At 61.6% G+C, this 23,736-nt stretch carries 16 protein-coding genes and 1 riboswitch; of the genes, 5 read left to right on the top strand and 11 right to left on the bottom strand.

Going from position 1 to position 23,736, the window contains the following annotated elements; translation table 11 throughout:
• Positions 1-296: 296 nt before the first annotated feature.
• From LKG04_RS02185 to LKG04_RS02170, 4 genes are all read right to left on the bottom strand, one after another.
• Complete coding sequence (locus LKG04_RS02185) at positions 297-2,144, bottom strand: ATP-binding cassette domain-containing protein (protein WP_291758988.1); 1,848 nt, start codon at positions 2,142-2,144, stop codon at positions 297-299.
• 873 nt (positions 2,145-3,017) lie between these two features.
• Complete coding sequence (locus LKG04_RS02180) at positions 3,018-3,680, bottom strand: TetR/AcrR family transcriptional regulator (protein ID WP_291758989.1); 663 nt, start codon at positions 3,678-3,680, stop codon at positions 3,018-3,020.
• An 8-nt stretch (positions 3,681-3,688) separates the two neighbouring features.
• Positions 3,689-4,993, bottom strand: coding sequence for an ABC transporter permease (locus tag LKG04_RS02175; RefSeq protein ID WP_291758991.1), 1,305 nt, complete (start codon positions 4,991-4,993; stop codon positions 3,689-3,691).
• On the bottom strand, positions 4,971-5,750 hold the full coding sequence (locus LKG04_RS02170) for an ABC transporter ATP-binding protein (RefSeq protein ID WP_291758993.1): 780 nt from the start codon (positions 5,748-5,750) through the stop codon (positions 4,971-4,973). The genes LKG04_RS02175 and LKG04_RS02170 overlap by 23 nt, the downstream gene beginning before the upstream one ends.
• Positions 5,751-5,930: 180 nt before the next feature.
• Here LKG04_RS02170 and LKG04_RS02165 point away from each other — a divergent pair, with 180 nt between their 5' ends.
• Positions 5,931-6,137 carry a hypothetical protein gene (locus LKG04_RS02165; protein WP_291763195.1) on the top strand — a complete coding sequence of 69 codons (207 nt, stop codon included), beginning with the start codon at positions 5,931-5,933 and terminating at the stop codon, positions 6,135-6,137.
• A gap of 150 nt (positions 6,138-6,287) precedes the next feature.
• Here the strand turns inward: LKG04_RS02165 and LKG04_RS02160 are convergent, their stop codons facing one another.
• From LKG04_RS02160 to LKG04_RS02140, 5 genes are all read right to left on the bottom strand, one after another.
• Positions 6,288-6,509 carry a hypothetical protein gene (locus tag LKG04_RS02160; protein WP_291758994.1) on the bottom strand — a complete coding sequence of 74 codons (222 nt, stop codon included), beginning with the start codon at positions 6,507-6,509 and terminating at the stop codon, positions 6,288-6,290.
• A gap of 142 nt (positions 6,510-6,651) precedes the next feature.
• Entirely contained in the window at positions 6,652-7,845 is a 1,194-nt protein-coding gene (locus tag LKG04_RS02155) for a P-loop NTPase (RefSeq protein WP_291759347.1), read from the bottom strand.
• A gap of 305 nt (positions 7,846-8,150) precedes the next feature.
• Positions 8,151-8,414, bottom strand: a complete 264-nt coding sequence (locus LKG04_RS02150; protein ID WP_291758997.1) for a hypothetical protein — start codon at positions 8,412-8,414, stop codon at positions 8,151-8,153.
• Between the two features lie 81 nt (positions 8,415-8,495).
• Positions 8,496-11,108, bottom strand: a complete 2,613-nt coding sequence (gene ligA, locus LKG04_RS02145; protein ID WP_291759000.1) for an NAD-dependent DNA ligase LigA — start codon at positions 11,106-11,108, stop codon at positions 8,496-8,498.
• 131 nt (positions 11,109-11,239) lie between these two features.
• Positions 11,240-14,704, bottom strand: coding sequence for a tetratricopeptide repeat protein (locus tag LKG04_RS02140; RefSeq protein ID WP_291759002.1), 3,465 nt, complete (start codon positions 14,702-14,704; stop codon positions 11,240-11,242).
• A gap of 107 nt (positions 14,705-14,811) precedes the next feature.
• On the opposite strand from LKG04_RS02140, the gene LKG04_RS02135 reads away from it, so the two are divergent.
• A complete protein-coding gene (locus LKG04_RS02135; RefSeq protein ID WP_291763193.1) occupies positions 14,812-17,118 on the top strand; it encodes a glycosyltransferase in 2,307 nt (768 codons plus the stop codon).
• Positions 17,119-17,159: 41 nt separating this feature from the next.
• On the opposite strand, the gene LKG04_RS02130 is transcribed toward LKG04_RS02135, so the two are convergent.
• Both LKG04_RS02130 and ppgK read right to left on the bottom strand, forming a co-directional pair.
• Complete coding sequence (locus tag LKG04_RS02130; RefSeq protein ID WP_291759007.1) at positions 17,160-18,374, bottom strand: pyridoxal phosphate-dependent aminotransferase; 1,215 nt, start codon at positions 18,372-18,374, stop codon at positions 17,160-17,162.
• Positions 18,375-18,383: 9 nt separating this feature from the next.
• Positions 18,384-19,157 carry a polyphosphate--glucose phosphotransferase gene (gene ppgK / locus LKG04_RS02125; RefSeq protein WP_291759010.1) on the bottom strand — a complete coding sequence of 258 codons (774 nt, stop codon included), beginning with the start codon at positions 19,155-19,157 and terminating at the stop codon, positions 18,384-18,386.
• 283 nt (positions 19,158-19,440) lie between these two features.
• Here ppgK and LKG04_RS02120 point away from each other — a divergent pair, with 283 nt between their 5' ends.
• The 3 genes from LKG04_RS02120 to LKG04_RS02110 all read left to right on the top strand — a co-directional run bounded on the left by LKG04_RS02120 (position 19,441) and on the right by LKG04_RS02110 (position 23,699).
• Positions 19,441-20,223 (top strand): nitroreductase family protein, encoded by a 783-nt coding sequence (locus LKG04_RS02120; RefSeq protein ID WP_291759349.1) that lies wholly within the window; start codon positions 19,441-19,443, stop codon positions 20,221-20,223.
• A gap of 115 nt (positions 20,224-20,338) precedes the next feature.
• A riboswitch (FMN riboswitch) is annotated at positions 20,339-20,497 on the top strand.
• 4 nt (positions 20,498-20,501) lie between these two features.
• A complete protein-coding gene (locus tag LKG04_RS02115) occupies positions 20,502-21,185 on the top strand; it encodes an ECF transporter S component (protein WP_291759013.1) in 684 nt (227 codons plus the stop codon).
• A gap of 54 nt (positions 21,186-21,239) precedes the next feature.
• Positions 21,240-23,699, top strand: coding sequence for an energy-coupling factor transporter ATPase (locus LKG04_RS02110; RefSeq protein WP_434734831.1), 2,460 nt, complete (start codon positions 21,240-21,242; stop codon positions 23,697-23,699).
• The last annotated feature ends 37 nt before the right edge of the window (positions 23,700-23,736 follow it).

Below are 23,736 nucleotides of genomic sequence, written 5' to 3'. Positions count from 1 at the left end.
GAGGGCCTCGCATGATGCGAGATCCTCATTCGTCACTATGCGCTCTTCTTTCAGCCGTTCTGTAACCAGATCCATTGGCGGCATCGTCAGGGCGCGGCGGGCGACTCGCGTGGAAGGCTGCAGCGTGCCCATCATTGTGGGGCGGACCATGCGGCCTGCTGCAGCTGCGTGACCATCAGGCATTCGCCGACGACTACGCTCGCCACCGCGGCGGCGGCGCTTCTGGTCCGGCACGGTGAGCAATAGCGGCCGTGTCAGCCGACCTCCCAGAGCGTCGAGGCAACCTGCTTCAGGAACTAGCGCTCATGGGAGACTACGATCAGAGCGCCCGGATACATCTGCAGAGCTGCGGCCAGCGTCTGTTTGGAATGCAGATCGAGGTGATTGGTCGGCTCATCCATGATGACGAGCTGCGGGCTGCACGCGATGCCCAAGCACAGCAGCAGTTTGCGCAACTCCCCCGGCGAGGGCGATGCGCCGGAAGCCAACCGGTCCGGGTCGGCGTTCAGCTGGGCATAGGAGCTCAGCACTTGCGATCTGGCTTCGGCTGGCAATTCGTGCAACTGCGCTAGCGCGCGCTTCGCATCATCGTCGGTGGTGTCCTGTGCAAGCATGAGGTAGGGCACCTCATTGCCTTCGACCACATTGTTGGCGTTCTGTGTATTCTGGATGTTCTGCCTATTCAAGGCTTTCCGGTTATTCTGGCCATGCCGTCCATTCGGAGAGTTCGGTCTGCCCGGCCCGTCCGAACCGCTCCGGCTGGTTTCCTCGTCCAGACTCTTTTCGGCGTTCTGGCCGGATGCCCCATTCTGGCCGTTAATCCTGTTCCGGTTCTCCAGACTTCTCAGCACGGCATGCACAACCGTGGTCTTCCCTCCCCCGTTTGGCCCGGCGATGCCGATGTGGTCGCGCGGTCCGACGCTCAGAATCGGGATCGCCACGCCCATGCGGGGAGAATCCACTGTTCCTGCTGCGAAGGCTATGCCGCCTGCATTTTTTTGCGGATTCCGCGCCGGCTCTTTCCGCGGCAACGCCGACCTGGCATTCTTCCCTGTTGATTCCCACGAAACAACGCGCAATTGGGCCAGCGCCATATGCCGGTCGGCATTCGGTTCGGTTATCACCGTATCGGAGCCATAGCGGATAACCCCTGCAGGCAGATGCGCCAATTCCCTGCGATGGCTGGGCTCGATGTCGAACCAGATCTGGCCGTCGTAGCGTTTCGCCGCAGTCGCTATGCTCGCCGCACGCTCGTCGGCAGCTGCCAACCGCCCACTTAACTGTGCATACTGCCGTGCGGGATTGGCGTCCAGACTCAGCGCCTTCGCCCCGATTCGACGGTTTCGAGCGTCATGATCCTTCGGGTCGATTCGCTCTCCATGCCGCTTGATCGCGTCGGCCTGCTGCACTTGTCGGAAGCGCTCGGCCCGTATGCGTCGCAAGCGCTTTGCCTCCCTGTCCGCGCCTGTCGCGGCATCACTGGCCGCACGATCCCGGCGTTCGATCTGAGCCGTCATATCGCTGTAGCCGCCAGCGAATTCAAGAATCGCTGTGACATTGCTGCCATTCACATGCCGCCGTTCGAATGCCGCGCAACGCGAACACGCGTCCTCGATCAGATCCACGTCATGCGACACCACGATGCCTATGCCGTTGAAAGAATGCATCGCCTCGGCAATCGCCGAACGCGCGGGTTCGTCGACATGGTTGGTCGGCTCATCGAGTATCAGCAGATCAGGACGCAGCGAAAGCGCGCATGCGAGCTGAAGCCGCTTCGCCTCGCCGCCCGACAGACTGTCGTAGCGATACGCCCAATCATCGCCGATGCCCAAGGCCTCGCGAATCTGCAAGGTTCCAGGCGACCAGTCGATGGCGAAATCTTCGATATTTGCAGGCGCTTCGTCGGTGCGCTGCGGGCAATATGCACTGACCAAGCTGCCCGGTTTCGGTGCGATAGTGCCTTTGTCTGGTTCCAAGCGCCCCAGCACGATCTGCATCAGCGTGGTTTTGCCGATGCCGTTATCGCCCAGCACCGCAGTCCATCCGGGCGGGAACGTTGCGCTGACGTGTTCGAACAGCGGGGTCGGAGAACTGGGATACTCATAGCTGATGTCGCTCAGCATCAATACTTGCGGGTGCGCCATAGTCGGTCGCTCCAATCATGGAATGTGACGCACTGCAAGAAACTTCAACGATGTTGACGGTATGCGATAGATAGAATCCCAGATGTCCGCAACTCTAGCGATATTGAGTCTGCAAGCATTGTGATGGGGACGAGCGCGGCAATGCGCCTCAACGCGCACGCACTACGAGACCACGCCATGCATGCAGCACAGCCGTCTCGCGCATCCGTCATTCATCACAAAAGCAAGGCAAGTAACCCTTCCGCTCACGGCCCAGACCCCTTGGCATATCAGGAATCTCTTTCTGAAATCTCACGATACCATAGGTTGGCCCCGACTTTTTGGCCCTAGTTGGGAAACGTGTGAAAGCCCACAGATGCTCCCTCCCCCAGTTTGGGACGAGAAGCTACGGATTGTCAGAATCCATGGTTTTCTTCACGGTCTTCTCGAGCGTGTGAACGCTGCGTGCATTTTTTATTCAGCACTTTCCCGCGGATAAAGCCTTCATATGCGATGAAACGAATATTGCTCATTCCTTTGGAACGGCGACATTTCGCCAGATGTTGCACGCCGGATTCGTCGTCTACTTGCTGAAGTGCCTAATAGACGAAAAAAGTGCTGAATAAACGTGGTCTATCGATCTGGCGACGTCTGCACGCTAGAATTTTCATCTTCTCAGCACTTTTTTCGTCTATTAGGCACTTGCAAAAGTATCAACGCGTTCGAGCCGATCCATCTGCACGCCTAACCCTTGGAACTCCGCCATTTTCGGATACGTACCGATAGTCGAGAAAGACCCGATTGAACGATTTCGCGCAGGAATCTGCTTAATAGATGTCAGGCACGGAAGATGTGGACGAATCTTTGGCATGAGCTCCCAAAAAATAGGGAAAATCAATGACGCCCGGCTGGCGACAGACCTTTAGCGAGAAAATCGACGACTTCGTCGGTGGCGAAATCGATGTCGACGGTTGCCGCGTCCAACAGGATGGAGGGCATCACGGTGCCGAAGACAGTGGAAGCTATGGTCCGCATGATTTTGGTAGCGGGCCAGTCGACGAGCTGGCCCGCCTGCTGGTAGCGTTTCAGGATCGGCTCGATCGTCTCGGTAATGGCATCGGAGAACTGGCTCAGCACCGTGGTGAGCAGCTGGGGGTTGCTGAGCACTCTGCTGATCACGATGCGGATGAGCTGGCGGTTGGAGAGGGCGAAAGTCATGCGGTCGTGCACGATAAAAGCCAGAAACGCACGAAAATCTGTGGAATCGTTCCGAACGACCTCGCCCATAAATTCCTTGGCGAGGCGCGGCACGACCACCGTGGCCAGCGGAGCGAGCAACGCATCCAACAGGCCCTGCTTGCTGCGGTATTTCTTGTATACGGTTCCTTCGGAAACGTGCGCAAGCTGCGCGATGTCTTTGGTGCTGGTGGCGTCGAACCCTTTGTGCGAGAACAGCGTGAGGCATGCCGTGAGCACGGCCCGCTGCTTGTCGGTCAGATCGTCGGTGTGCAGGCTCGCCGCGAATGCGTCCTCGACCGGCTGACGCGACTGTGTCATATCGCCACCTACCTTTCCGCCGTCATGCGAGAGCTACGCGAATCGCCTGATGTGATCGATCCACGAAACAGCTGGGTCAGCTTCCTCCGCGTCCCCGAGCGCCGAAGTGTGCGCATGGTCAGCATATTGAGTGCGAAGAACATGATCAAGAACCCTGCGAGCACCATAAGATGCGGCGCGACGTCGCCTGATCCGGCCCCTCGCTCTATGACATCGCTCATGCTCGTGGCACCCCAATACAAGGGCATGATATGGGCGATCACCTGCAGCCAACGCGGCATGGCATCGACTGGAATAAGTCCGGAGAAGAATATCTGGGGAATGATTACTACCGGGATGAATTGCATCATCTGGAATTCGGTTTTCGCGAAGGCCGAGATCAGCAGGCCAAGAGCGAGCGCCGTCAGCGCGGTGAGAATGCTGACGAGCATGACCAGCCACAGGCTGCCCAGAATCTGGATCTTGAACACCTGAATGGCGAACAGCATGATCAGGCAGGTCTGGATGACGGCGAATAATCCGTAGCCTGCAAGGTATCCTCCAAGGATTTCGCGGAATGTGATCGGCGTGGCGAGCAAACGGTACAGCGTCCCGGTGGCGCGTTCATGCAGCAGGGCCATGCCGGAGATGATGAACACGAAGAAGAACACGACGAATGCCATCAGCGCCGGCAGCAGATTCGTGAAGAACGTCGAGTCGTTGGTGCCGTACAGGTAGTGGACCGAAATGGCCGCGGGCGTGGCTTTCGAGGATGGTGACGGCACCGGAGAGGCTGAAGATGAGGGCTGCGCAGGCGCGGTCGGGACAGGCTGCGACGGCCGGATGCTCGATTCCTCAAGCATGGCCGTAAGCTTCTCGAGCTGCTGCTGCATCGTCGCCAGAGCCTTGGCCTGCGCGGCGATGGTCGTCGCGGCAGCTTCGGCTTGCAGCGACGCCTGCGCGGCGTGCAAGCGTTGCTCGATCAACATGTTCTTGCTGATATCATCGCCCGCCAGCGTGAGTGTCAGCGTGCCGTCGTGCTGCTCGAGCAGTCCCGCGTAGCCATTGCCCCTGATGGTGCGTTCAATGCTTTTTCTTGTGTCCTTGCCGCTCGCGGGCACCGTATGCACGGTGAGATCGTCGGATTTGATCGCGGCGACAAGCCGGGAATCCACCGACCGCACGCCGAGATCGGCACTGGTGTTTCCCACGCCCTGGAACAGATAGGACAGCAGCGTCAAAATGAGCAGCGGCGCGACGAGCATGAGCGCCAGCGTGCGCTTGTCACGCAGCATTTCGAGCATGACCCGTTTAATGATTGCTATGGTGCGCATCTTGTCCCTTTCCTGCGGCTATGAACGCATCTTCGAGCGTTGGCGCGCCGAATTGGCTGATGACCTCGTCGGGCGTGCCTTCGGCGATATTCATGCCTTGCCGGATCATAATGAGCCGATCTGACCGCTGCGCGTCCTCCATCACATGCGTAGTCAGCAGAATCGTCCTTCCTGCGCCGGCCAATCGACGCAATTCTCCCCAGATTTGTCGGCGCAGTTCGGGGTCGATGCCGACGGTCGGTTCGTCGAGAATCAGGATGGGCGGATCGCTGATCATCGCGATGGCGAGCGACAGCCTCCGCTTCATGCCGCCAGAGAAATTGCCGACCTTGGTGCGCAGGTCCTTCTCGAGTCCGACGACGGATGCAACTTGCGCAATCGCTGTGCGCAGCGTCCGCCTGTCCATCGAGAGCACAGCGCCGAAGAACCGGAGATTCTCCAAGGCCGTCAAGTCGGTGTACAGGGCGTCGTTCTGCGCCATATAGCCGATGCTGCCGAGCAGCCTGCGATTGGGCATGCGCCTGCCGAGCACCTGTACGAAGCCTGACTGAGGAGCGAGCATCCCCATGATGGCGCTCACCAGCGTGGTTTTCCCCGAGCCGCTCGGCCCGATGAGCGCGGCTATTGTCCCTCGATCGATCGTCAGGCTCACGTCGTGCAGCACTTCGGTGCTGCCATAATTCTGGCAGACATGCGAAACGGTCACGACGGCATCGTCGATGCCGGAGCTGCTGCTATCGCTATCTGATTGCGTCATCGATCTTGCTGCCGTGCATAGCCGTGGTTGTCATGTCGATTCCCGATCACTAGGTAAGTGAGTACTCACTTAGTGTATATCATCGGATGACGCCGTCAAACGACATGCTGCTTTATATTCGAATGATCCGAATAGGAATCGGCCCCGACTTGCTTTCGCTATTCGCGGATGGCGGTTTGAATGGAGACGAGGGCCGTGTCGAGGTTGCGCTCGTTGGCGGAGATGAGGAAGCTGGCGACCGCCCCGATCAGCGTGATCAGCAGCGCCGCCAAGCAGCGAGAGCAGCGCCGGCTCCTGCTCTCGCTGCCGGATGGAGGCCTGCAGCGAGAGCAGGATCACCAGGCAGCCCGGGATCGCGGCTGCGGCGTACGCCAAGCTCAGCCTTGACCCCAGATGCTTGGCGTACGCGCCCGTCTTACCGGGAGCGCCAAGGTAAAAAACGTTGATTCCCATGCTCGTGCCGATGGCGCACAGAATCGTCTGCGTCACCGTCAGCACAAGAAGGACTCCGCCCAGATGCCCTTATTGGCTTTCAGATCATTGAACGCCCATGTCATAGTCCACACTTTTCGGGCGCGGAAAATCTGCCGTCACGCATCGTGTAGACGGCATCGCGCTGCTGAACGAGATACCGCTGAATACCCTGGCCGAAGGAGCGTCACCGGAGGCGAAACTCTTGCCCAGCCCTTCCGCCGCCGCCACAGCATTCCTCGTGTCAGCCTCATATCCGATGCCGTCGCGAAGTGCATCATCGCCCATATCGCATTTCTCCAACCTCGTGAACCATCCGTCCGTTGATATTCACAAAGTATCGCCGGCGTTGTGGCGGCAGAAGGGAGATCGGCGGCTAGTCAGGGTGCGAATCAGGGTAAAATCCGGTGGCCGTGCTGGCTCAGGCGACTCAGGCGATAAGCCGCTTTGCCAAGGCTTCAAAGGACCGTGCCAACGGACTCGAATCCAACGCGCCTTCAGGCGTCAATACGGCCGGCCGGCCGGCCTCCCCTGTTTCCCGGATTTCGGGCTGCAGCGGCAGCTGGGCGAGCAGTGGCACGTCGGCGCCGAGCGCCTTGGTCAGCTGCTGGCTGACGCGCGCGCCCCCGCCCTCGCCGAAAATCCGTAGGCGTTCGCCATTATGGTCGAAGTAGCTCATGTTCTCCACGACCCCGCGTACTTTCATCGGTACCTGCAACGCTACCAGTCCCGAGCGCACAGCCACATCGGAGGCGCTGGGCTGCGGGGTGGTGACCACGACCAGTTCGGCGTTGGGCAGCGCCTGCGCTACAGAAATCGCCATATCCCCGGTGCCGGGGGCCAGATCGAGCAGCAGCACGTCAGGGCTGCCCCACCACACGTCGGCGAGAAACTGCTCCAGGGAGCGCTGCAGCCTTGGGCCACGCCACAGGATCGCGCGCTCCGAGCCGGCGAACATGCCGATGGAGATCATTTTGACGCCCCACGCGGTGACGGGCATGAGCATGCCGTTGAGGTTCGTCGGCTGCGTATGCACGCCGAACAGCTTCGGCAGCGAGAAGCCGTAGATATCGGCGTCGATGGCGGCCGTGTCGTAGCCGAGGGCCGCGAAGGTGGCAGCCAGATTCGCGGCGACCGAGGATTTGCCGACGCCGCCCTTTCCCGAAGCGATGGCGAAGATGCGGGTCGTGATGCCCGGCTTGTTGAAGGGGTTCTGCCGCCGCTCGGCCTTGAGTCCGGCCACCAGATCGGCGAGCTTATCGCGGCTCATCGACGACACCTCGATATGCGGGATGAGCTTGGCGCCAGGATACGAGGACACCGCGCCATTGATCTGATTGGTGATGGTTTGCGAGAGCGGGCAGTCTTTGACGGTCAGCTCGACTTTTACCGTCACGTCGTAAACATCAGCGGAATCAGCGCTGCCGGCAGCACCATCAGCGCCCGAATCGTCAGCGTTCGCATCGTCGGAAACCCCGGAAGCCTGGCGGCCGTCAGCCTCAACGGCAGCGACAGGTTTGGCCTCGATGGCGGCGATCATGCCCACATCGGTGATCGAACGGCCAAGCTCCGGGTCGATCACCTTGCTCAGGCGTTCGTACAACTCGGCTTCTATGGTCCGCATCGACGCAGATCGTACGCCAGTTTGCGCCTCAACTATCGCGTCAGGCTGCGCATCGCTCATCCAGCTTCTCCTTATGTCGACCCATCGTTTTGCCCCAACCACCCTAGCGCCTCGCCGCGCGGCATGCCAGAGCGATTCGCCGGCTAGCCGCATTCGGTTATGGAAATCGGCCGTTACATCGGGCTCGGCATTGACATTACGAGTCAGTTTCGCGCCATTTAGTGCCGGGAGGCGAAAACTGGGAAAAGCGTGCGCCTTCGCGGTCGGGCTCAGGGCAGGTGCCATGCTCGACCGTGCGACCGCGGTCAACGACGTATTGCGATCCCTGCCGCGCGGCGTCGATGTGCGGGGAAAGCGACGATGATGATGCGAACGAGGGCTGCGCACCGCAGATCGTCGAAGATCTCAGCTTCAGTTTGGGCGTCGATAGTGCTCGTCGGCTCGTCGAGCACCCCGAGGGGTGCGTCGCGCAACACCAGACGTTGCCGCTCCCTCCAGACAGGCCGACCCCGCCCTACTGGCGCGCCCAGCTGCCTGTCGAGACCGTTGCCGAATCTTTTCACCGCCATGCACTGATATATATCATTCACAAAGAATCAAAGAATCGTAAGCGCACCCTATCGCGATGGAAGATGCAAGGCGTTTTCCGTTCACTTCCCGTCTGCTGCCCTATCCGGCGATTCGTCCGGAGTCGCTGCCGCTTCTTGCTCTCCTGGATCGCCGGTGGCCAGCAGATGTTTGAACTGCGCTTCGTCGAGCAGATGCAGGCCCAGCTCCTCGGCCTTGCTCGCCTTGGAGCCGGCGTTCGCGCCGATTACGACGTAATCTGTTTTCTTGCTCACTGAGCCGGCCGCTTTGCCGCCATGTTCAACGATGGCTTCCTTCGCCGAATCGCGGCTGAAGTCCTCAAGCGAGCCGGTGACAACGACTGTTTTGCCGGCCAAGGTCTGCGGCGCATTATTCGTTTCGACGCCGCGGCCGACTCCTGCGGCCTTCCAAGCGGCGAGAATCGCGCCGCGCCAGTCACCAGGCGTATGCGCGGCGGCAAACCAGCCCACGACCGACTGCGCGATCTCCGGCCCGATGCCGTCGATGTCGCACAATTCCTGGGCGCTGGCATGCTCGATGGCTTCAAGCGAGCCGAGTCGCGTGGCCACTAGCCGCGCAGTGGGTGGTCCGAGCCGCCTGATCGACAGCGCCACCAGCACGCGCCACAGGTCGGCGCTCTTGGCTTTCTGAATCTCGTCGAGCATCGCGAGCGTAGTACGCGACGGCTTGGCGGCGATTTCGCCTGATTTGCTCTGGTTGTAGAACGCGGGCACCCGATGCCACAGGCCTGAGCTGCCGACCCGGCGGCGCTGTTTGCGTTTGCGCCCGGACTCTTCGGTTCGCTCATCTACTTCAATGATGGGCGCTTCACGCCAGACATAAACATTGCGCAGGTCATCAGCTCTGATCGTGAACAAACCCGCTTCGCTGGCGAGCACCGGCGTTTGCATCGGCGGCAATTCCTGTCCTTCGACCGGTTCGTACGGCTTGGGCGACTCGCCCGAAGCGACCACGACCTCGCGCAGATTGGGCGCATAGGTGTCCGCCGAACTCGGCCGGTTCTCCTCCGGGTTGGTCAGCGCCACAGCGCTCTGCTCGCCCAAGTGCTCGATATCGAAGGACTTGCGCGAAGCCAGGCTGATAATGCGCTCGGTGAGCTGAGCCGGACAGGCCTCCACGTTCGGGCAGCGGATGTCCTTGTCGCCTTCCTTGGCCGGCGCCAGCACCGCGCCGCACGAGGGGCACCGCGTCGGCATCACGAATTCGCGTAGCTGATCTTCCCGGCCTTCGCGCCGGCTCAATACCGGGCCGACCAGTTCGGGAATCACATCGCCGGCCTTGCGCACCACCACCGTATCGCCGATCAGCACGGCCTTGCGCTTGATCTCGAAGGCGTTGTGCAGTGTCGTGCGCGACACCGTCGAGCCGGCGACCAACACTGGCTTCAAGATTGCGACTGGAGTGACGCGGCCTGTGCGCCCGACCTGCACCTGGATGTCGAGCAGCTCGGTGTTGACCTCCTCCGGCGGATATTTATACGCGATCGCCCAGCGCGGGGCGCGCGATGTGGCGCCCAAGGTGCGCTGCAGAGCCAAATCGTCAACCTTGACCACAATGCCGTCGAGCGCATGCTCGATGTCGCTGCGGTGCTCCTCGTAGTAGTCGATCATTGTCAGGATCTGGTCGAAATCAGTAACCTCGCGATTATGCGGGGAGACCGGGATGCCCCAGGTCTGGTACAAGTCGTAAGCCTGCGACTGGTCTTCGAGATGGTCTGCGCCCTGCGGCACCCGGCCGCCCGGCCAACGCAGTTGACCCAAGCCGTGGGCATAGAAGCTCAGCCGCCGCGTGGCCGTGATACGCGGGTCCTTCTGGCGCAAGGAACCGGCTGCGGCGTTACGCGGGTTGGCGAACGGCGCCTTGCCTTCGTCCTCGTTGCGTTCGTTAAGCGTGCGGAAGTCGTCCCAGCGCATGAACACCTCGCCGCGGACCTCCACGAATTCAGGGATGTCCTTGGATCCGCCAGCCAGATTGGCGGGGATCGTGGCGATGGTGCGCACGTTCATCGTGATGTCCTCGCCCGTCACGCCGTCTCCGCGTGTCAAACCCTGTTCGAGCACACCATTGCGATAGATGAGATTGAGCGCCAGCCCGTCGATTTTGACCTCGCAGGTCATCGGCAGCGGCTTGCCTTCCGGCCAGTCGAGGTCGCGGCGGACCGAATCGTACCAATCGCGCAACTCCTCGATGGAGAACACGTCGTCCAGGCTCAGCATCTGCGAGGGGTGACGCACCGAGGCGAAATCGTTCGAGAACATGCCGCCCACGCGATGCGTCGGCGACTGCGGCGAATCCAAGGTCGGGAATGCGGCTTCGAGCATCTGCAGGCAACGCATGCGCGCATCGTAAGCCGCATCCGACGCAGTCGGGGCATCGTTCACATAATAGGCAATCTGGTCGGATTCCACCCATGAGGCCAGACGCGCCCACAGCCGGGCGGCATTCTCGGCGCTCATCGCGCTCACGTCGAGATCGTCGAGCTGCAGCGCATCGGCGTCGATCAGCTGCAGCGCGGAAATCCAAGCAGATGAACCCGGTGCGGAGCGTTCGAGGGCTGTGGTTTCGTCAAGTGCCAGCGTTGGCTGCACGTTCGGGGTTTGCCCGTCGGGAATCCGCCTGCCCGTCGTCTGCTGCCGTCGTGTCGCCTCGCTCATAGTCCCCTCGCCTGCATACCTAACTAAATATGGATGATTGTCTTTCACGATTGTATGGCCTCATCCGAATATGATGGTGCACTACGCATGCTGCGGTTCGCGTAGTACGCACAGAATGTGCCATTGGGCTTTCAGGTGTTGAGCGAGCGCAGGAATTGCGCCTGCGCCATGTCGATCCCGTTATTGTCGGCCTCGTTCATCCGTGCCACGGCGACCGACAAGGTTCGGGCCGGAACGAACATGCCATTGTCGACGCACACCCTCGCCGCATCGCGCACGATCGCAGCGGCCTCGGTATTCGGCCAGACGGGCAGCCCATGTTCCGTCAGCAATTGCTGAGCCTGCTCCGTGTCGCGCGGCACGATGATGCACTGCGATTGGGCGCGGGCGAGCAGCTCATGCAGCTCGGCGTCAAGCGAGCCGATCTGCCCGGGCGCTATGGCGCTGCTCATGACATAAGCGGCCGCGGCGACGTCCAACTCGTCGCGCATCCATTCCGCGTAAGCGAAACGATAGTAGGCGAATGCGGCGTCATTGCGGTCCAGCGCCACGCGCAGCGCATTGAGGCACGCCGCCCTGGCGGAATCCCAGTCCTCCTTGCGCGCCAATTGCACCGCCAACTTCATATGCGACAGCGGATAGGTCGGCGCATACGAGACCATGGCGCTCAGCTGTGGCAGCGAGGCCTGCGCGCCTTTGATCTGCGCGAGCACATCGGCCAGCTCCATATGCGCGTAGAACAAGTTGTCGGGGATCAGCACCATGCGTTCACCAGGAGTGGCGAACAGGCGGTTATAGACCACGCGTTCGGCGTAGGAATTGAAATACCGTGGCACTCCCGAACGGCTGGCGAACATGGCGTCCAAGCGCCCTGACTGCGCCTGCAGGCTGGCGATGCCCTGATCTACCTGCCCAGAAAACAGCAGATCGCGGGCTTTGAGACGGTCCCGGTCGAGATCGGCCGACAATGTAAAGTTGAAATCAGGGGTGTCCGTGGAATCGATCAGCGCGCTGCCGACCTGCGGCGCGAGTGCGTCAAGCTCAGGGTCGCCGAGCTCTTCGACGATCGCCATAGCCTGCTGCGCTTTGGCCACGGAAGGCAGGGAATCCGCGGAGGCGATACCGTGAAAGTCGTCGACCGCGCGTTGCAGCAGGTCGGCGCGTTGGATCGAAAGGCCCACGGCATTCGTTGCACCGAGGACGTGCGCCACGGCATCGTCGAACGGCATGTCGGCAAGCTCCGGTTCTTCCTGCGCGCCAGCCGGAGAGAACCGGGCGTCGCGCAAGTTGAACTTGGCATTCACCGGCCGAAGCCCGCCCTGCCCATCCACATCCATAGCCGCATTGAACTGGCGGTATGTTTCCACGGGGTGGCGCAGCCCATCGTTTTGCAGCCTCGCCAGGAATGCTTCGCGCTCGAAGGTCACGGTGACCATGTTGCGCACGCTCGGATTGCGGCGCAGCGCCTCAATCGGATCGCCGGAGAATCCATGCGGATCGTCGCGATCATCCTGATCCGGCCGCGTATCGCCGTGTTGCGCATCGTCCTTTTGGGCATCATCGCCCTGGGTCCGGTTGCCGCCGTCGGAGGAAGCGAAAGTCATTTCGTCGATGTCGATATCAGGGAAGTCGACGCCCTTCATCAGGTCTTCGAACTGGCGGTCTACTGATGTCTTGGGATCACGTCCGCCCTGTCGGCCGTGCTGAGGATCATGCTGTGGCTCTCTTTGCTCGTCATCGTCTTCCGTCTCTCCTTGCGGTGAGGAAGAGGGCGCCTCGCCGCGCTGTCGCAATTCGCTTTCATCGGCCGCTGCACCCGGCCGCGACGGATCGCCATGGACGTCGCCATCTTTGGGATCAGCCTTCGACGGGCCGAAATGGATGTCTGAGATACGCATATGCTCGAATGCGCTCAGCGCTTGGCTCATCAGCTGGCTGATTGCGCTGTCCTGCTCGGCCACGATCTCTTCGAGACCGAAGGAGTCGATATGCAGCGAAACCTGTGTGATGTTCGGGTCCGCGCCGAAGCCGAGCGCCGCCATCATCAGGCCGACGCGCAAATTGTAGTTCGCGCTCATAGCCGCACGTTCGCCCTCGCCGAGCGCCGTCCATGTGTGCGAGCCGCAGTCGTAGCGTTGCGAAGGCATCATCGAGACGCCTGCGGTAGTGAAGGCGATGGAGACATTGCCCTCACGCAGATTCGAGCGGAATTCCACGTCATAGCGGTATGGCAGCCGCAGCCGACTCAATAACGTTGACATGCTCTGGCGGTAGACCCATTCCGAACCTTCGCCGTTCGCAGATCCATTGACTGGATCCGGCGAGCCCTCGGCGATCGAGGATGAGGTTTCGCGTGCGACCGTAATCATATGCATAACAGGTCGCACACCGTCATCGCCGTTCAGTTCGCCGACGTTCGGCATATCACCATGCGGATCGGCCGTATTCATCGAGGCAAGCTGCGAATCATCGTTTTTGAAGGCGCCCAGCGCCGGATCGTCAAGCAGCGCCAGATCGATTTGCGCGGCCTGCGCCCGGGTGACGGTGTCCTCGATCGGCATCGCGCCCATGCGCGCGTTGCGCTCCAGCCATGCGCTGGTTGCGGCGAATCGGTTGAGATTGCCTTCGATTTTCAATGCCTTGAGCGCCGGCGCGAATTCCAATGAGGAATCCCACGAGAAGAAATAGCTGCCCGAATAGCTTGACGTATACAGGTGCAGCGGCTCGGCGCCATGCACTGCTTCAAGACCGGGAGTATTGTCAAGTGCGCCCGACTGCTGCATCAGTTCGCTGAAATACTCTTCCAGGCCGGAAACGCGCAGCCCGTTCGAACGAGCCTTTTCGCAGTCCCGTACGCTGCGCCGGATCGCACCCAGCGGCGCCTCCCGATTGAGCCGACGGAAGATGTTGCCCGAGCCGAACCCGATCAGCAGACCGCTGAGCTGCGGCAGCAGATATGCGCCGAAAAACGCGATGGACACCGCGTCGCGGTATTCGAGGTCCATGCGCATCGACTTGGGAAGCTCCATGCGCAGCTGCTCCAAGGTATATCGATTGGCGTGCTTAAGCCATGACGCGAGCCATGTCATCTGTCCGAAAGCGTCCCGGCCCACGATGCCGCCCTGCACTGCGTCCAAGAGCCGATTGCCGACGCCGGCTTTGCCGCTGGCGCGCGTGACGAGCGCGCGAAGCCTTCCCGCCAGGGAACCAGGCTTTCCCGCAGGCCGTGCAAGCCGGGGCCGCGCGGGAATCTTCAGCTCGGTCTCCTTGCCGAAGAGCAGGCTCGGTTCCATGTCGTGCGTGTCCATGTCCGGATCAGTGCCGACGAACACCCGTCCCTTGCCGTCGGCGAGCGCGATCTGCGAGAAGTGGCTGTCATCGATGAACACGCCCACCGAGAACGCCTGGCCTTGGGTCTGCGGCAGCTGCGCCCATCCTAATGCCAGAGTTCCGGGAACGCCGGCGAAATGATCGAAGCGCCTGCGTTTGGTCAATGGGGAGAGCGCGACCATGGTTTTGCGCAGCGTCTGCAGCGCCTCATGCCCGTCGATCACCGCACGGCCATGTTCGTTCGGATTGTGGATGAATTCAGGCATGCTTGTCATTGTTCCAATCCAACAAGACATGTTGCTTATAGAATAATGGGGTGATTGCACGCTCGAAACACTTCGGAAGACGACGCTCCTCGGTTCTGCGGATCCTGGTGGGGTTGCTCGCCATCCTTGCTGTCGAGTGCGCGTTGTTCAACCATGCCTTCTGGGAGGGCATCGCAGCCAGCACCGATTCCGACGCCGCGCAGAACACGTTTGGCGCCGGCCTGGCCCGTACAGACAGCGGCCTGCTCAAAGTCACGGACCCGACCCGGGCGTATCTCGAACTGGGCGCCGACGGGACGTCGTCGTTCGCGCGCATCGATCCGCTCGTCCTGCATTCGAGCCAAAGTGAGGGTCGCCGAGGGCTTGACCGAGTGCAGGTCCGCCTTGATTGCGACGGCTATGCCGGCCGCGTGCAGACGATCGATCTGCGCACGCCGCGTTCGCTCTATGTGCGCGCCGATGCCCGCTCGACCGTGCGCCTGTGGATTCAAGAGCCGGCAGGCTCATTGATTCCCATTCAGGCGGTGCGCGCCAATGTCCGTGTGCCGTTCCAGTTCGACTGGCTGCGCGTGGCGGCCATGGCGGCGCTGTTGCTGCTGTTCGTTTGCTGGCGGCCGGGTTCCTCATGGTGGCGAACCGAGCTGGATCCTGCAAGCCCGTATCAGCGCGCGCTGCTCGCCGTCATGGCTGCTGCCGTGCTGGCAGTCGCCGGCATTGGTGTTGCGCAGCAGCTGCAGATGACGAAACCGCTCGATTTTCATGCGTCGGGCGCATACACCTACGATTTCGACCAGTACGGGCATTTGGCCGACTCGCTGCTGCACGGCCGACTTTCGCTTGATCTGCCGGTGCCTGACGCGCTGGCGAAGGCCGCCGACCCGTACAGCACGGTGACTCGAGAACGGCTGCTGGCCCGGGGCGTGAGCCCCATATACTGGGACTACGCGTTCTATCAGGGACATTGGTATTCCTATTTCGGCGTGCTGCCTGCGTTGGCGCTGTTTCTACCCTATCGCGCGCTGTCCTCGTTGTGGGTGCCCGGGGGCATGATGCTGCCGGCTTCGGCTGCAGTGCTGTTGCTGTCTGCGGCATTCATCGTCTTCGGTTCGTTGCTTGCCATTCGCCTCGTGCGCCGGGTTGCCCCGCACGCATCGCTGGCTGCTGCCAGCATGTCGGTGACGCTGCTGCTCATCGGCTCGAATATCGCGTACCTGATGTTGCGCCGGAATTTCTATTCGGTGCCATTCGCCGCCTCGCTGCTGATCAGCGCGCTCGGACTATGGTTCTGGCTCGGCTCTACGCCACAGGCAACCAAGGCGAGTCGGCAGCACAGGGGCGACATGGTGCAGGGCCGCCGAACCCACGCCGTGTGGCACATCGGAAATGCCCCGGCGGTCTCCCTGCCACGGCTGGCTGCTGGCAGCCTGTGCATCTCGGCGAATATCGGCTGCCGTCCGACTTTCACACTGGTGGCATTGCTCGGCTTCCCGATCTTCGCCCGGCAGCTCGCAGCGCTAGGCGTTTCGCTGCGGCATCGCATCACCATGTACCGCGCCGGCTCTGCGCGTGGGAGCTCGTCTCGCGTAACCGCTCCACGGACCGCGAAACAAATCGTCGCAGAGCCTGAAACCGTTGTACGAAACCCGGTCCCTGGAGGCCGTGGAAGTTTGCGCGCGGCAGCCGTGGTCGCCTTGCCCGCCTTGCTTATGGTCGTGCCGATCGGCATCTACAATGCGCTGCGCTTCGGGTCCCCCTTCGATTTCGGGGAAGGTTATCAGCTGACCGTCACCGATATGACACGTTATGCGCCGTCCTCTTCGAATATCATCGCGATCATCGGCTATTCGCTGTTTCTGCCGTGGCGCTTCGTGCACAGCTTCCCCTTCCTCGCCATCGCTCCTGCGCCGCTTGCGCAATGGGCCTATGTCGAGCCTATGGCAGGAGGGCTGTTCATGCTGTGCCCGACGCTGCTGCTGATCTGGGCGCTGCCCATGCTCTGGCGCCGGCTGCAAGGCTCGCGGCTATGGGGTTTCCTGGCTGGCTGCCTGATGCTCGGGCTGGTGTTGACATTGGTGGATGCCGCGCGGGGAGGCTTGGGCTGGCGGTATATGTCCGACTATGGCTGGCTGTTCTCGCTGGGCGCCATAGGTGCCATGCTTGCAATATTACGGGAGACGGATCGTGAAGGTGCATCCCGCGGCCTCGGCGATACGGCGGCGACGCCAAGCATGCGGACAAGTGCATCAGCGGCATCGATCGCGCTATGGTGCGTCCGTGCTTTCACGATGACGCTTATGCTCGTCAGCATCGCGATCGCCGTGCTGTCGCTCTTCGTGCCCGGGCGAGACGATGCTCTTATCCGCACGGATCCGGTTCTCTATTACACCGTGCGATCGTGGTTCGCGCTACTGTGACGGCTGGGCGCGGCCACCAATCGGCTGCGGGACATGCAAGTTCAGCCGATAAGACCGGCAACGGTGTCGAGCACCGCCTGCACATTCGCTTTGAATATTTCGGGTTCTGGCAGCAGCGACAAAGCCAAATAGCCATTCGTGACCATGTCGAAGAAATAGCCTGGCTGGCCGGACAGCCGACGTTCGCGGATCAGCGCCAGCACCACATCGTTCTCATCCAATATGGCAGGCAGCCGCAGCAGCACATTCCATCCGCCTTCCGCGCGCAGCACGGATACCAGCCCATGCGCATCGGCCTGCAACATCGCGTGCAATGCCGCCAGATTAGCCTGCGTCCTGCGCCGCACACGCCCGGTCTGCACAGGAGCGGCGGCAAGCAGCTCCGGAATGCGCCCGGCGATGATATCGCTCATCGGCAGGTAATCGTCGGCGATCACGTCAAGTCGGCGAATCGCCCCATCCACGTCTGGCCGCGGTCCGGAAACCCGGATCCACCCGACCTTGGCATGCGGCGCAGCCAGCATTTTGGAAAATCCGTCCAAAGCGAACGTCAGCACGCCTTGTTCGCCAGCCAAACGCGCATTGCCAGCGAACGGCTCCAGCGCATATTCGAAGAATACTTCGTCGGCGATCAGCGCGACGCCATGCGTCCAGCATAGCTCGACCAGCTCGGTCCGCTCCCCCGGTTTAACATAGGAACCGGTGGGATTGTTCGGATTGATGAGCACCAAAGCACGCACACGCGAACCGTCCGGGCCTTCCAGCAGCATGCGAAGCGCACCCGTGTCGATGAACCATGAGCCATCGAAGCCCAATTGGTATTCGAGCGTGCGCACGCACTCCAGCCGCGCGATCGACTCGATAAGCGGGTAACCCGGTTTGGGCGTCAACACGATGTCGTCTGCGTCGCACAGCAGCTTGAACAGCCAGGAATAAGCCTGCGAGGTTGAGCTGAGCAAATACAGGCAGTCCGGATCGACGGTACCTGCCGCATCGCCCTGTTTGCAGGATTGCGCAGCATGACGGGTGGCACCGAGATCCTGTGCGTCGAGCATGGCGGCCAGCGCCGCACGCGCCACGCTCGGGCCGCGCGGTTGGGCTGCGTAGATGCCGGGAATCTGAGCAGGCCCGAGTCCGTGCCTCGTCGGATTCGAATCGTTGAGCTTGCCCAAATCCACGCCATCGGACGCAGCTTGCGCCTCGGCCTGAGCTATGGGATTGGGTTCGCTGATATCCACCCGTGAGGAAAAATGCATACGCCTCGGTTAATTGGCGAGCAGCTTCGCCGCCGCATAGGAGGCGGCGCCGATGATTCCTGCTTCATTGCGCAATGTGGCGGGAACGATCGGTGTTTTTATATCGATGTAAGGCAAGAATTTATCGCTCATGCGACTTACCCCGCCCCCGACCACGAAAAGATCGGGATTGAAATACTTCTCCAGCAGGCCGTAGTACTTAGTCAGCCGCTTCGCCCACTTCTTGTAGCCCAGATTCTCCTGATCGCGCACCGAAGAGGCGGCCCATTTCTCCGCATCGCCCTTGCCATTTGGCAGCTCGATATGACCCAGCTCGCTGTTGGGGATAAGCACGCCGTTGTAAATCAGCGCAGTGCCGATGCCCGTTCCCAGCGTCGTGGCGATCACGAAGCCGTCTTGGCCTTTCGCGGCGCCGAACTGCTGCTCGGCAAGACCCGCGGCATCCGCATCATTGACGACCGTGACCGGGCGTCCACACGCCTTGGAAAAGACTTCGGTCACATCCACGCCTATCCAAGACTGGTCGAGATTAGCCATGAAATCTATCGTTTGCCCCGGTTTGATCGGGGCAGGGAAGGCAATGCCGACCGGTATGTTCGCAGGCACCTCGAAATGCTCCAGCTCCTGCCGCACGATCTCCGCCACCGAATCCGGCGTGGAAACCTCAGGCGTGAGGATTTTCAATCTCGGTTCGGCGAATTCTCCCGCCTCGAGGTTGACCGGCGCGGCTTTGATTCCCGAACCGCCAATGTCAACGCCAAACGCCTGTGCCGTTTCAATCATCGTTCACCTCTCTGTAGGACAATCGCTTCAAGTCAATACCGCGATTGTAGCGCGCGTGGAACGCGACACGCTGCCCGGTTTTTAAAACAAGGCTCGAATTGCAAACGTTCGCATGTCATGTCATTCGCCGATCCGGCCACAATCTGCATCGGCTCCGGCCCACACATATCCGAATCCGTGCGAGGCGGACGAAGCTCGGCACCACACGCCCACATGCGGCGCATCAGCAGGCTCCCAGCGGCGTTTCAGAGATGCCATACATGCAGTTTTGCGCCATAATCGTATTATGTTGCATGATAAGCTCATTGACGCCATCGCTATCCGCACGGCTGTGCGTCGTTACGATCCCGACCCTATCGACGACGATACGGCCCGTCGGCTGGATATGGCGCTTGACGCCGCGAACACGCTCTCCGGCCTGCATCTGCAACTCATTCGCAATGAACGGCAGGCTTTCGCCACAGCGATGTCGTCGGGGCGTTTCGCCAATGTCACGACCTACCTGGCCCTCGTGGGTCCACGCGGCGATAACGAATCCAAGGAGCAGGCCGGCTTCTACGCCGAACGCGTGGTGCTCACGGCGACGCAGCAGGGCATGGGCACCTGCTGGGTGGCTGGCAGCATTGATCGCGAGCAGGTCGAGCGCCACTGCAGCATCGAACGAGGAGAGGAGCTGTACGTCGTGATCGCTATCGGCCTCCCTGAGCAGCACGAGGATTATGCGCGACGCAGCTATGAGGAATTCACCGAACGCCAGCGCACGCACCGCAGCAGCAAATCCTTCGAAGAATTCACGCCGGGCATGAGCGATGAAACCCGCGCCGCAGCCCCCGCATGGTTCGCCGCCGGAGTCGAGGCGGCGCGCAAGGCGCCCAGCGCCCGCAATCTGCAGCCGGTGCGTTTCTCCTATCGCGCCGAAGACGATACCGCCGCCGCGTACATCGACGCGGGCGCGCAAGACAACCACGCCTACAACGATCTGGGGATAGCCAAACTCCACTTCCAAATCGGCGCCGGATCAGGCACGTGGGCTTGGGGCGACGGCGGACTGTTCCTGCATCGTTGACACACCGTTGAACCGCTTTGTTCTTTCGGTCCGCTTCACCCATGGCGAGGGGTTCGGCGTCCGCCCGAAGATGATGGTCCTTGCGCCGCGACCCGGCGAGGGGTATAAACGGAGATGCAAGTTTCAGGGAAGGTGAAAATCCTTACTGGCGGTAACTTCCATTCCGATGTCGTTCGACGCATAACGGTGAAGAAGAAGCCCGCGACCCGCGCAAGCGGTTGATCCGGTGGGATTCCGGGGCCAACGGTCAAAGTCCGGATGGGAGAAACGAGGCTCATATGGGCGATTTTTCGCATGCCGGAACGCATCCGGCGCAGTCATCAGCTTCGACGTCATCGCAGGATGCCGCCGATTCCACGTCTTTCGATCCAGCAGCGTCGCCCGACCCCGCGTCGCGTTCGACCGCCGCGCGCGACGCCCATGACACCGGCGTTTCCGATTCAGGGCGCTGGTCGACGCGCCGCATCGCGATCTATGCGCTGTTTGTGGCTTTGGCCATGGCCACGAGCTTCATCGAGTTTCCGATCATACCGGGGCTGCCGTGGCTCAAATACGATCCCTCGGGCATTGTGTGCCTGATCGCAGGATTCGCCTTCGGGCCCTCGGCTGCCGTCATCGTCAGCGTGCTGGGCTTCATGCCGCATGTGCTGATGGACCCGTGGGGCACGATCATGGCGGTGCTGGTCGCGCTGACGCTGAGCGTCCCTGCGGCCATGATCTACAAGATCCGCCGCACGCAGCGCGGCGCCATCGCAGGAATCCTGCTGGGAACAGTGTGCGCGCTGGCCGCTGCGATATTGGGCAACCTCGTCATTACGCCGATCTACGCGCATATGAGTATCGCTCAGGTCGCGCAATTGATAATCCCGGCCCTGCTGCCGTTCAATCTCATCAAATTCGCCATCCACGGCGTCGCCACATACCTGATTTACAAGCCGGTCTCGAACCTGCTGCATCGCTGAACAATGCTGCACGCGAAACCCGACGAAAATATTTCGAACGAGCCTATGCCTGCTATGAATGACGTCATATCCGCGCACCGCCGGTATGCGGCGGGGCCGACGAACGCCGCTGCTGCGGAATCAACAGCTGTGCAATTGACCGACGTGCGCTTCAGCTACGATCGCGGCGCAAGCTGGGCGCTTGACGGCATCGATCTGACGATCCACGCCGGCGAGCGCATATGCCTGGTCGGCCCGAACGGATCGGGCAAATCCACGCTCTCGCGCATTATCGCCGGTCTCGTGGCGCCGGATGCAGGCGTTGTGGAGCTGCTGGGCCATAGGGTATTCGATGGCGCCAAACCCGACCCGCAAGCCTACCGCGAAGCCCGCCACGGCATCGGCGCGGTATTCCAGAATCCCGAAGACCAGATCGTCACCACCGTGGTCGAAGACGATGTGGTATTTGGGCCGGAAAATCTCGGCCTTGCCCGCCCGCGCATCGCACAGCGGCTTGCCGAGGCGCTCGACGCGGTGGATATGGCACGGCATCGCCATGCCGACCCCACGCATATGAGCGGGGGCCAGCAGCAGCGCGTGGCCATCGCCGGTACGCTGGCCATGGCGCCCGACATGGTTGTGTTCGACGAGCCGACCGCGATGCTGGATATCGCGGCGCAGCGCGAGGTCATGGCGATCCTTGACGATTTGCAGGCGCAAGGCGACACGATCGTGCACGTTACCCATCGCGAAAGCGAGACCCGGCACGCCGACCGCATCATCCGGCTCGAGCATGGGCGCATCAGCGGCGTCGGCACGCCTGATTCAGGCGGTGCCGACGCCGCAGGCATATCGGCACCTCTCACCGCCGTTCCCAACGAACCTCCCACCACGCAATTCCTGTCGTCGCGCAGCGATTCGCCAACGCGCATGGCCCAAAGCATGATCACGCCAGCGGCAACTGATCACACTGCATGCACCGATGCGTTTCCCGCAACGGCGGCACCTGCCGAACACGCCGAGAACCAGGAATCTCCGCCGGCTTCCACCGCCATATCTCCCATCATCGAAGTCAGCCATGTTTCGATGCGCTACCCGAATGCGCAAGAGCCGGCACTGAACGATCTGTCATTGACGATCGAGTCAGGCGACACCGTTGCGATCATGGGTCGCAACGGCTCCGGCAAGACCACGCTTACCCGTTTGCTCGCCGCGTTGGAGAAGCCGATCTCCGGCACGATCCGCATTGCAGGGCTCGATCCGAGCACGCGATCGCGGCGCAGCCGCGAGCAGCTGCGCCGACAGGTGGGGCTGGTGATGCAGCGGCCCGAACGCCAGCTCTTCGCCGAAACCGTGGCCGAGGATATCGCTTACGGGCCGTCGAATCAGCATCTGCACCGGGCAGAAATCGATGATCGTGTACGTGATGCCATGGCGCTGCTGCATATCGACGGGCTCGCCCGACGCTCGCCTGCGAAATTGTCCGGCGGCCAGCAGCGTTTAGTCGCGATCGCCGGCGTGATCGCCTGCCGGCCGAATATCCTCATCCTGGACGAACCGACGGCGAGCCTTGATTCGGCGGCCGTGGCGCGCATCCACGAGCTGGTGCGCGAGCTGCACCGGCGCGGGGTGACCATCGTCATGGTTACCCATTCGCTCGAAGAGGCACATGCTTTAGCCGACCGCGTCATCACGCTGCCCGAAACCGCCGCCCGCCCGCTTTCGGTGGCCAAGCCGACGCCGCAGGGCACGCCGGTCCCGCTTTCGATCGTGGCGGGACTTGATCCCCGGGTGAAAATGGTGTGCTTCCTGGCGCTCATGTTCACGGCGTTCGCGATCCGCACGCCGGCCCAGCTTGCGCTGACCGGGTTGATGGCCGTCGCCGTCATCGCGGCGGCCAAACTCAACCCGCTGCGGCTGCTTGCTTCGATCCATATGTTCCTGGCCCTGTTCGTGATGATGGGCTTGGTCAACATCTTCTTCGTGCGCACCGGCACGCCGTTGTTCACCCTTGTTGCCCTTCCGATCACCACGGATGGGCTGGTTATTGCGACGCTATACACCTGCCGTTTCGCACTGGTGGTGATCCTCGGCGCGGTGTTGTTGGCAACCACAACGCCCACGGCGCTGACCGATGGCCTCGCCTCGCTGTTCTCCCCGCTGCGCCGTGTCATGCACACTCAGGAGCTGGCCCTCGTGATGAGCTTGGCGCTGCGCTTCCTGCCCACCTTGGGTCAGGAGACGCGAGCGATCACCGATGCGCAGTCGGCGCGCGGCGGCAGCATCGAGACTGGTTCTCCGCTCGCGCGCATCAGGGCGCTGGGCGCGATCATCGTGCCCGTCTTCGCCGCTACGCTGCGTCACGCGGATAATCTGGGTTTGGCGCTTGACGCGCGTTGCTACGAGGAGGGTGCGCGCCGCACCCGTTGGCATCAGATGCAGGTGCGTACGCCCGACATCGCGTTCGCGATACTTGCAGCAGCTTATATCGCCGCGCTGCTGGTGCTCGGCACGACGATGGGAACGGTGGCGTAATCTGTGTGCTTTAATCGAAGCCGACGCGCTGCCGCCG

The sequence above is a fragment of the Bifidobacterium sp. genome, from assembly GCF_022640935.1.
Classification (GTDB): domain Bacteria; phylum Actinomycetota; class Actinomycetes; order Actinomycetales; family Bifidobacteriaceae; genus Bifidobacterium.
This window is presented reverse-complemented; position numbering and strand designations above follow the sequence as displayed.

Excerpts from the sequence above, each read along its gene's own strand:
- LKG04_RS02185 (WP_291758988.1), bottom strand. The coding sequence starts at position 2,144 with ATGGCGCACCCGCAAGTATTGATGCTGAGCGACATCAGCTATGAGTAT.
- LKG04_RS02180 (WP_291758989.1), bottom strand. The coding sequence starts at position 3,680 with ATGACACAGTCGCGTCAGCCGGTCGAGGACGCATTCGCGGCGAGCCTG.
- LKG04_RS02175 (WP_291758991.1), bottom strand. The coding sequence starts at position 4,993 with ATGCGCACCATAGCAATCATTAAACGGGTCATGCTCGAAATGCTGCGT.
- LKG04_RS02170 (WP_291758993.1), bottom strand. The coding sequence starts at position 5,750 with ATGACGCAATCAGATAGCGATAGCAGCAGCTCCGGCATCGACGATGCC.
- LKG04_RS02165 (WP_291763195.1), top strand. The coding sequence starts at position 5,931 with ATGGAGACGAGGGCCGTGTCGAGGTTGCGCTCGTTGGCGGAGATGAGG.
- LKG04_RS02160 (WP_291758994.1), bottom strand. The coding sequence starts at position 6,509 with ATGGGCGATGATGCACTTCGCGACGGCATCGGATATGAGGCTGACACG.
- LKG04_RS02155 (WP_291759347.1), bottom strand. The coding sequence starts at position 7,845 with ATGCGGACCATAGAAGCCGAGTTGTACGAACGCCTGAGCAAGGTGATC.
- LKG04_RS02150 (WP_291758997.1), bottom strand. The coding sequence starts at position 8,414 with ATGGCGGTGAAAAGATTCGGCAACGGTCTCGACAGGCAGCTGGGCGCG.
- ligA (WP_291759000.1), bottom strand. The coding sequence starts at position 11,108 with ATGAGCGAGGCGACACGACGGCAGCAGACGACGGGCAGGCGGATTCCC.
- LKG04_RS02140 (WP_291759002.1), bottom strand. The coding sequence starts at position 14,704 with ATGCCTGAATTCATCCACAATCCGAACGAACATGGCCGTGCGGTGATC.
- LKG04_RS02130 (WP_291759007.1), bottom strand. The coding sequence starts at position 18,374 with ATGCATTTTTCCTCACGGGTGGATATCAGCGAACCCAATCCCATAGCT.
- ppgK (WP_291759010.1), bottom strand. The coding sequence starts at position 19,157 with ATGATTGAAACGGCACAGGCGTTTGGCGTTGACATTGGCGGTTCGGGA.
- LKG04_RS02115 (WP_291759013.1), top strand. The coding sequence starts at position 20,502 with ATGGGCGATTTTTCGCATGCCGGAACGCATCCGGCGCAGTCATCAGCT.
- LKG04_RS02110 (WP_434734831.1), top strand. The coding sequence starts at position 21,240 with ATGAATGACGTCATATCCGCGCACCGCCGGTATGCGGCGGGGCCGACG.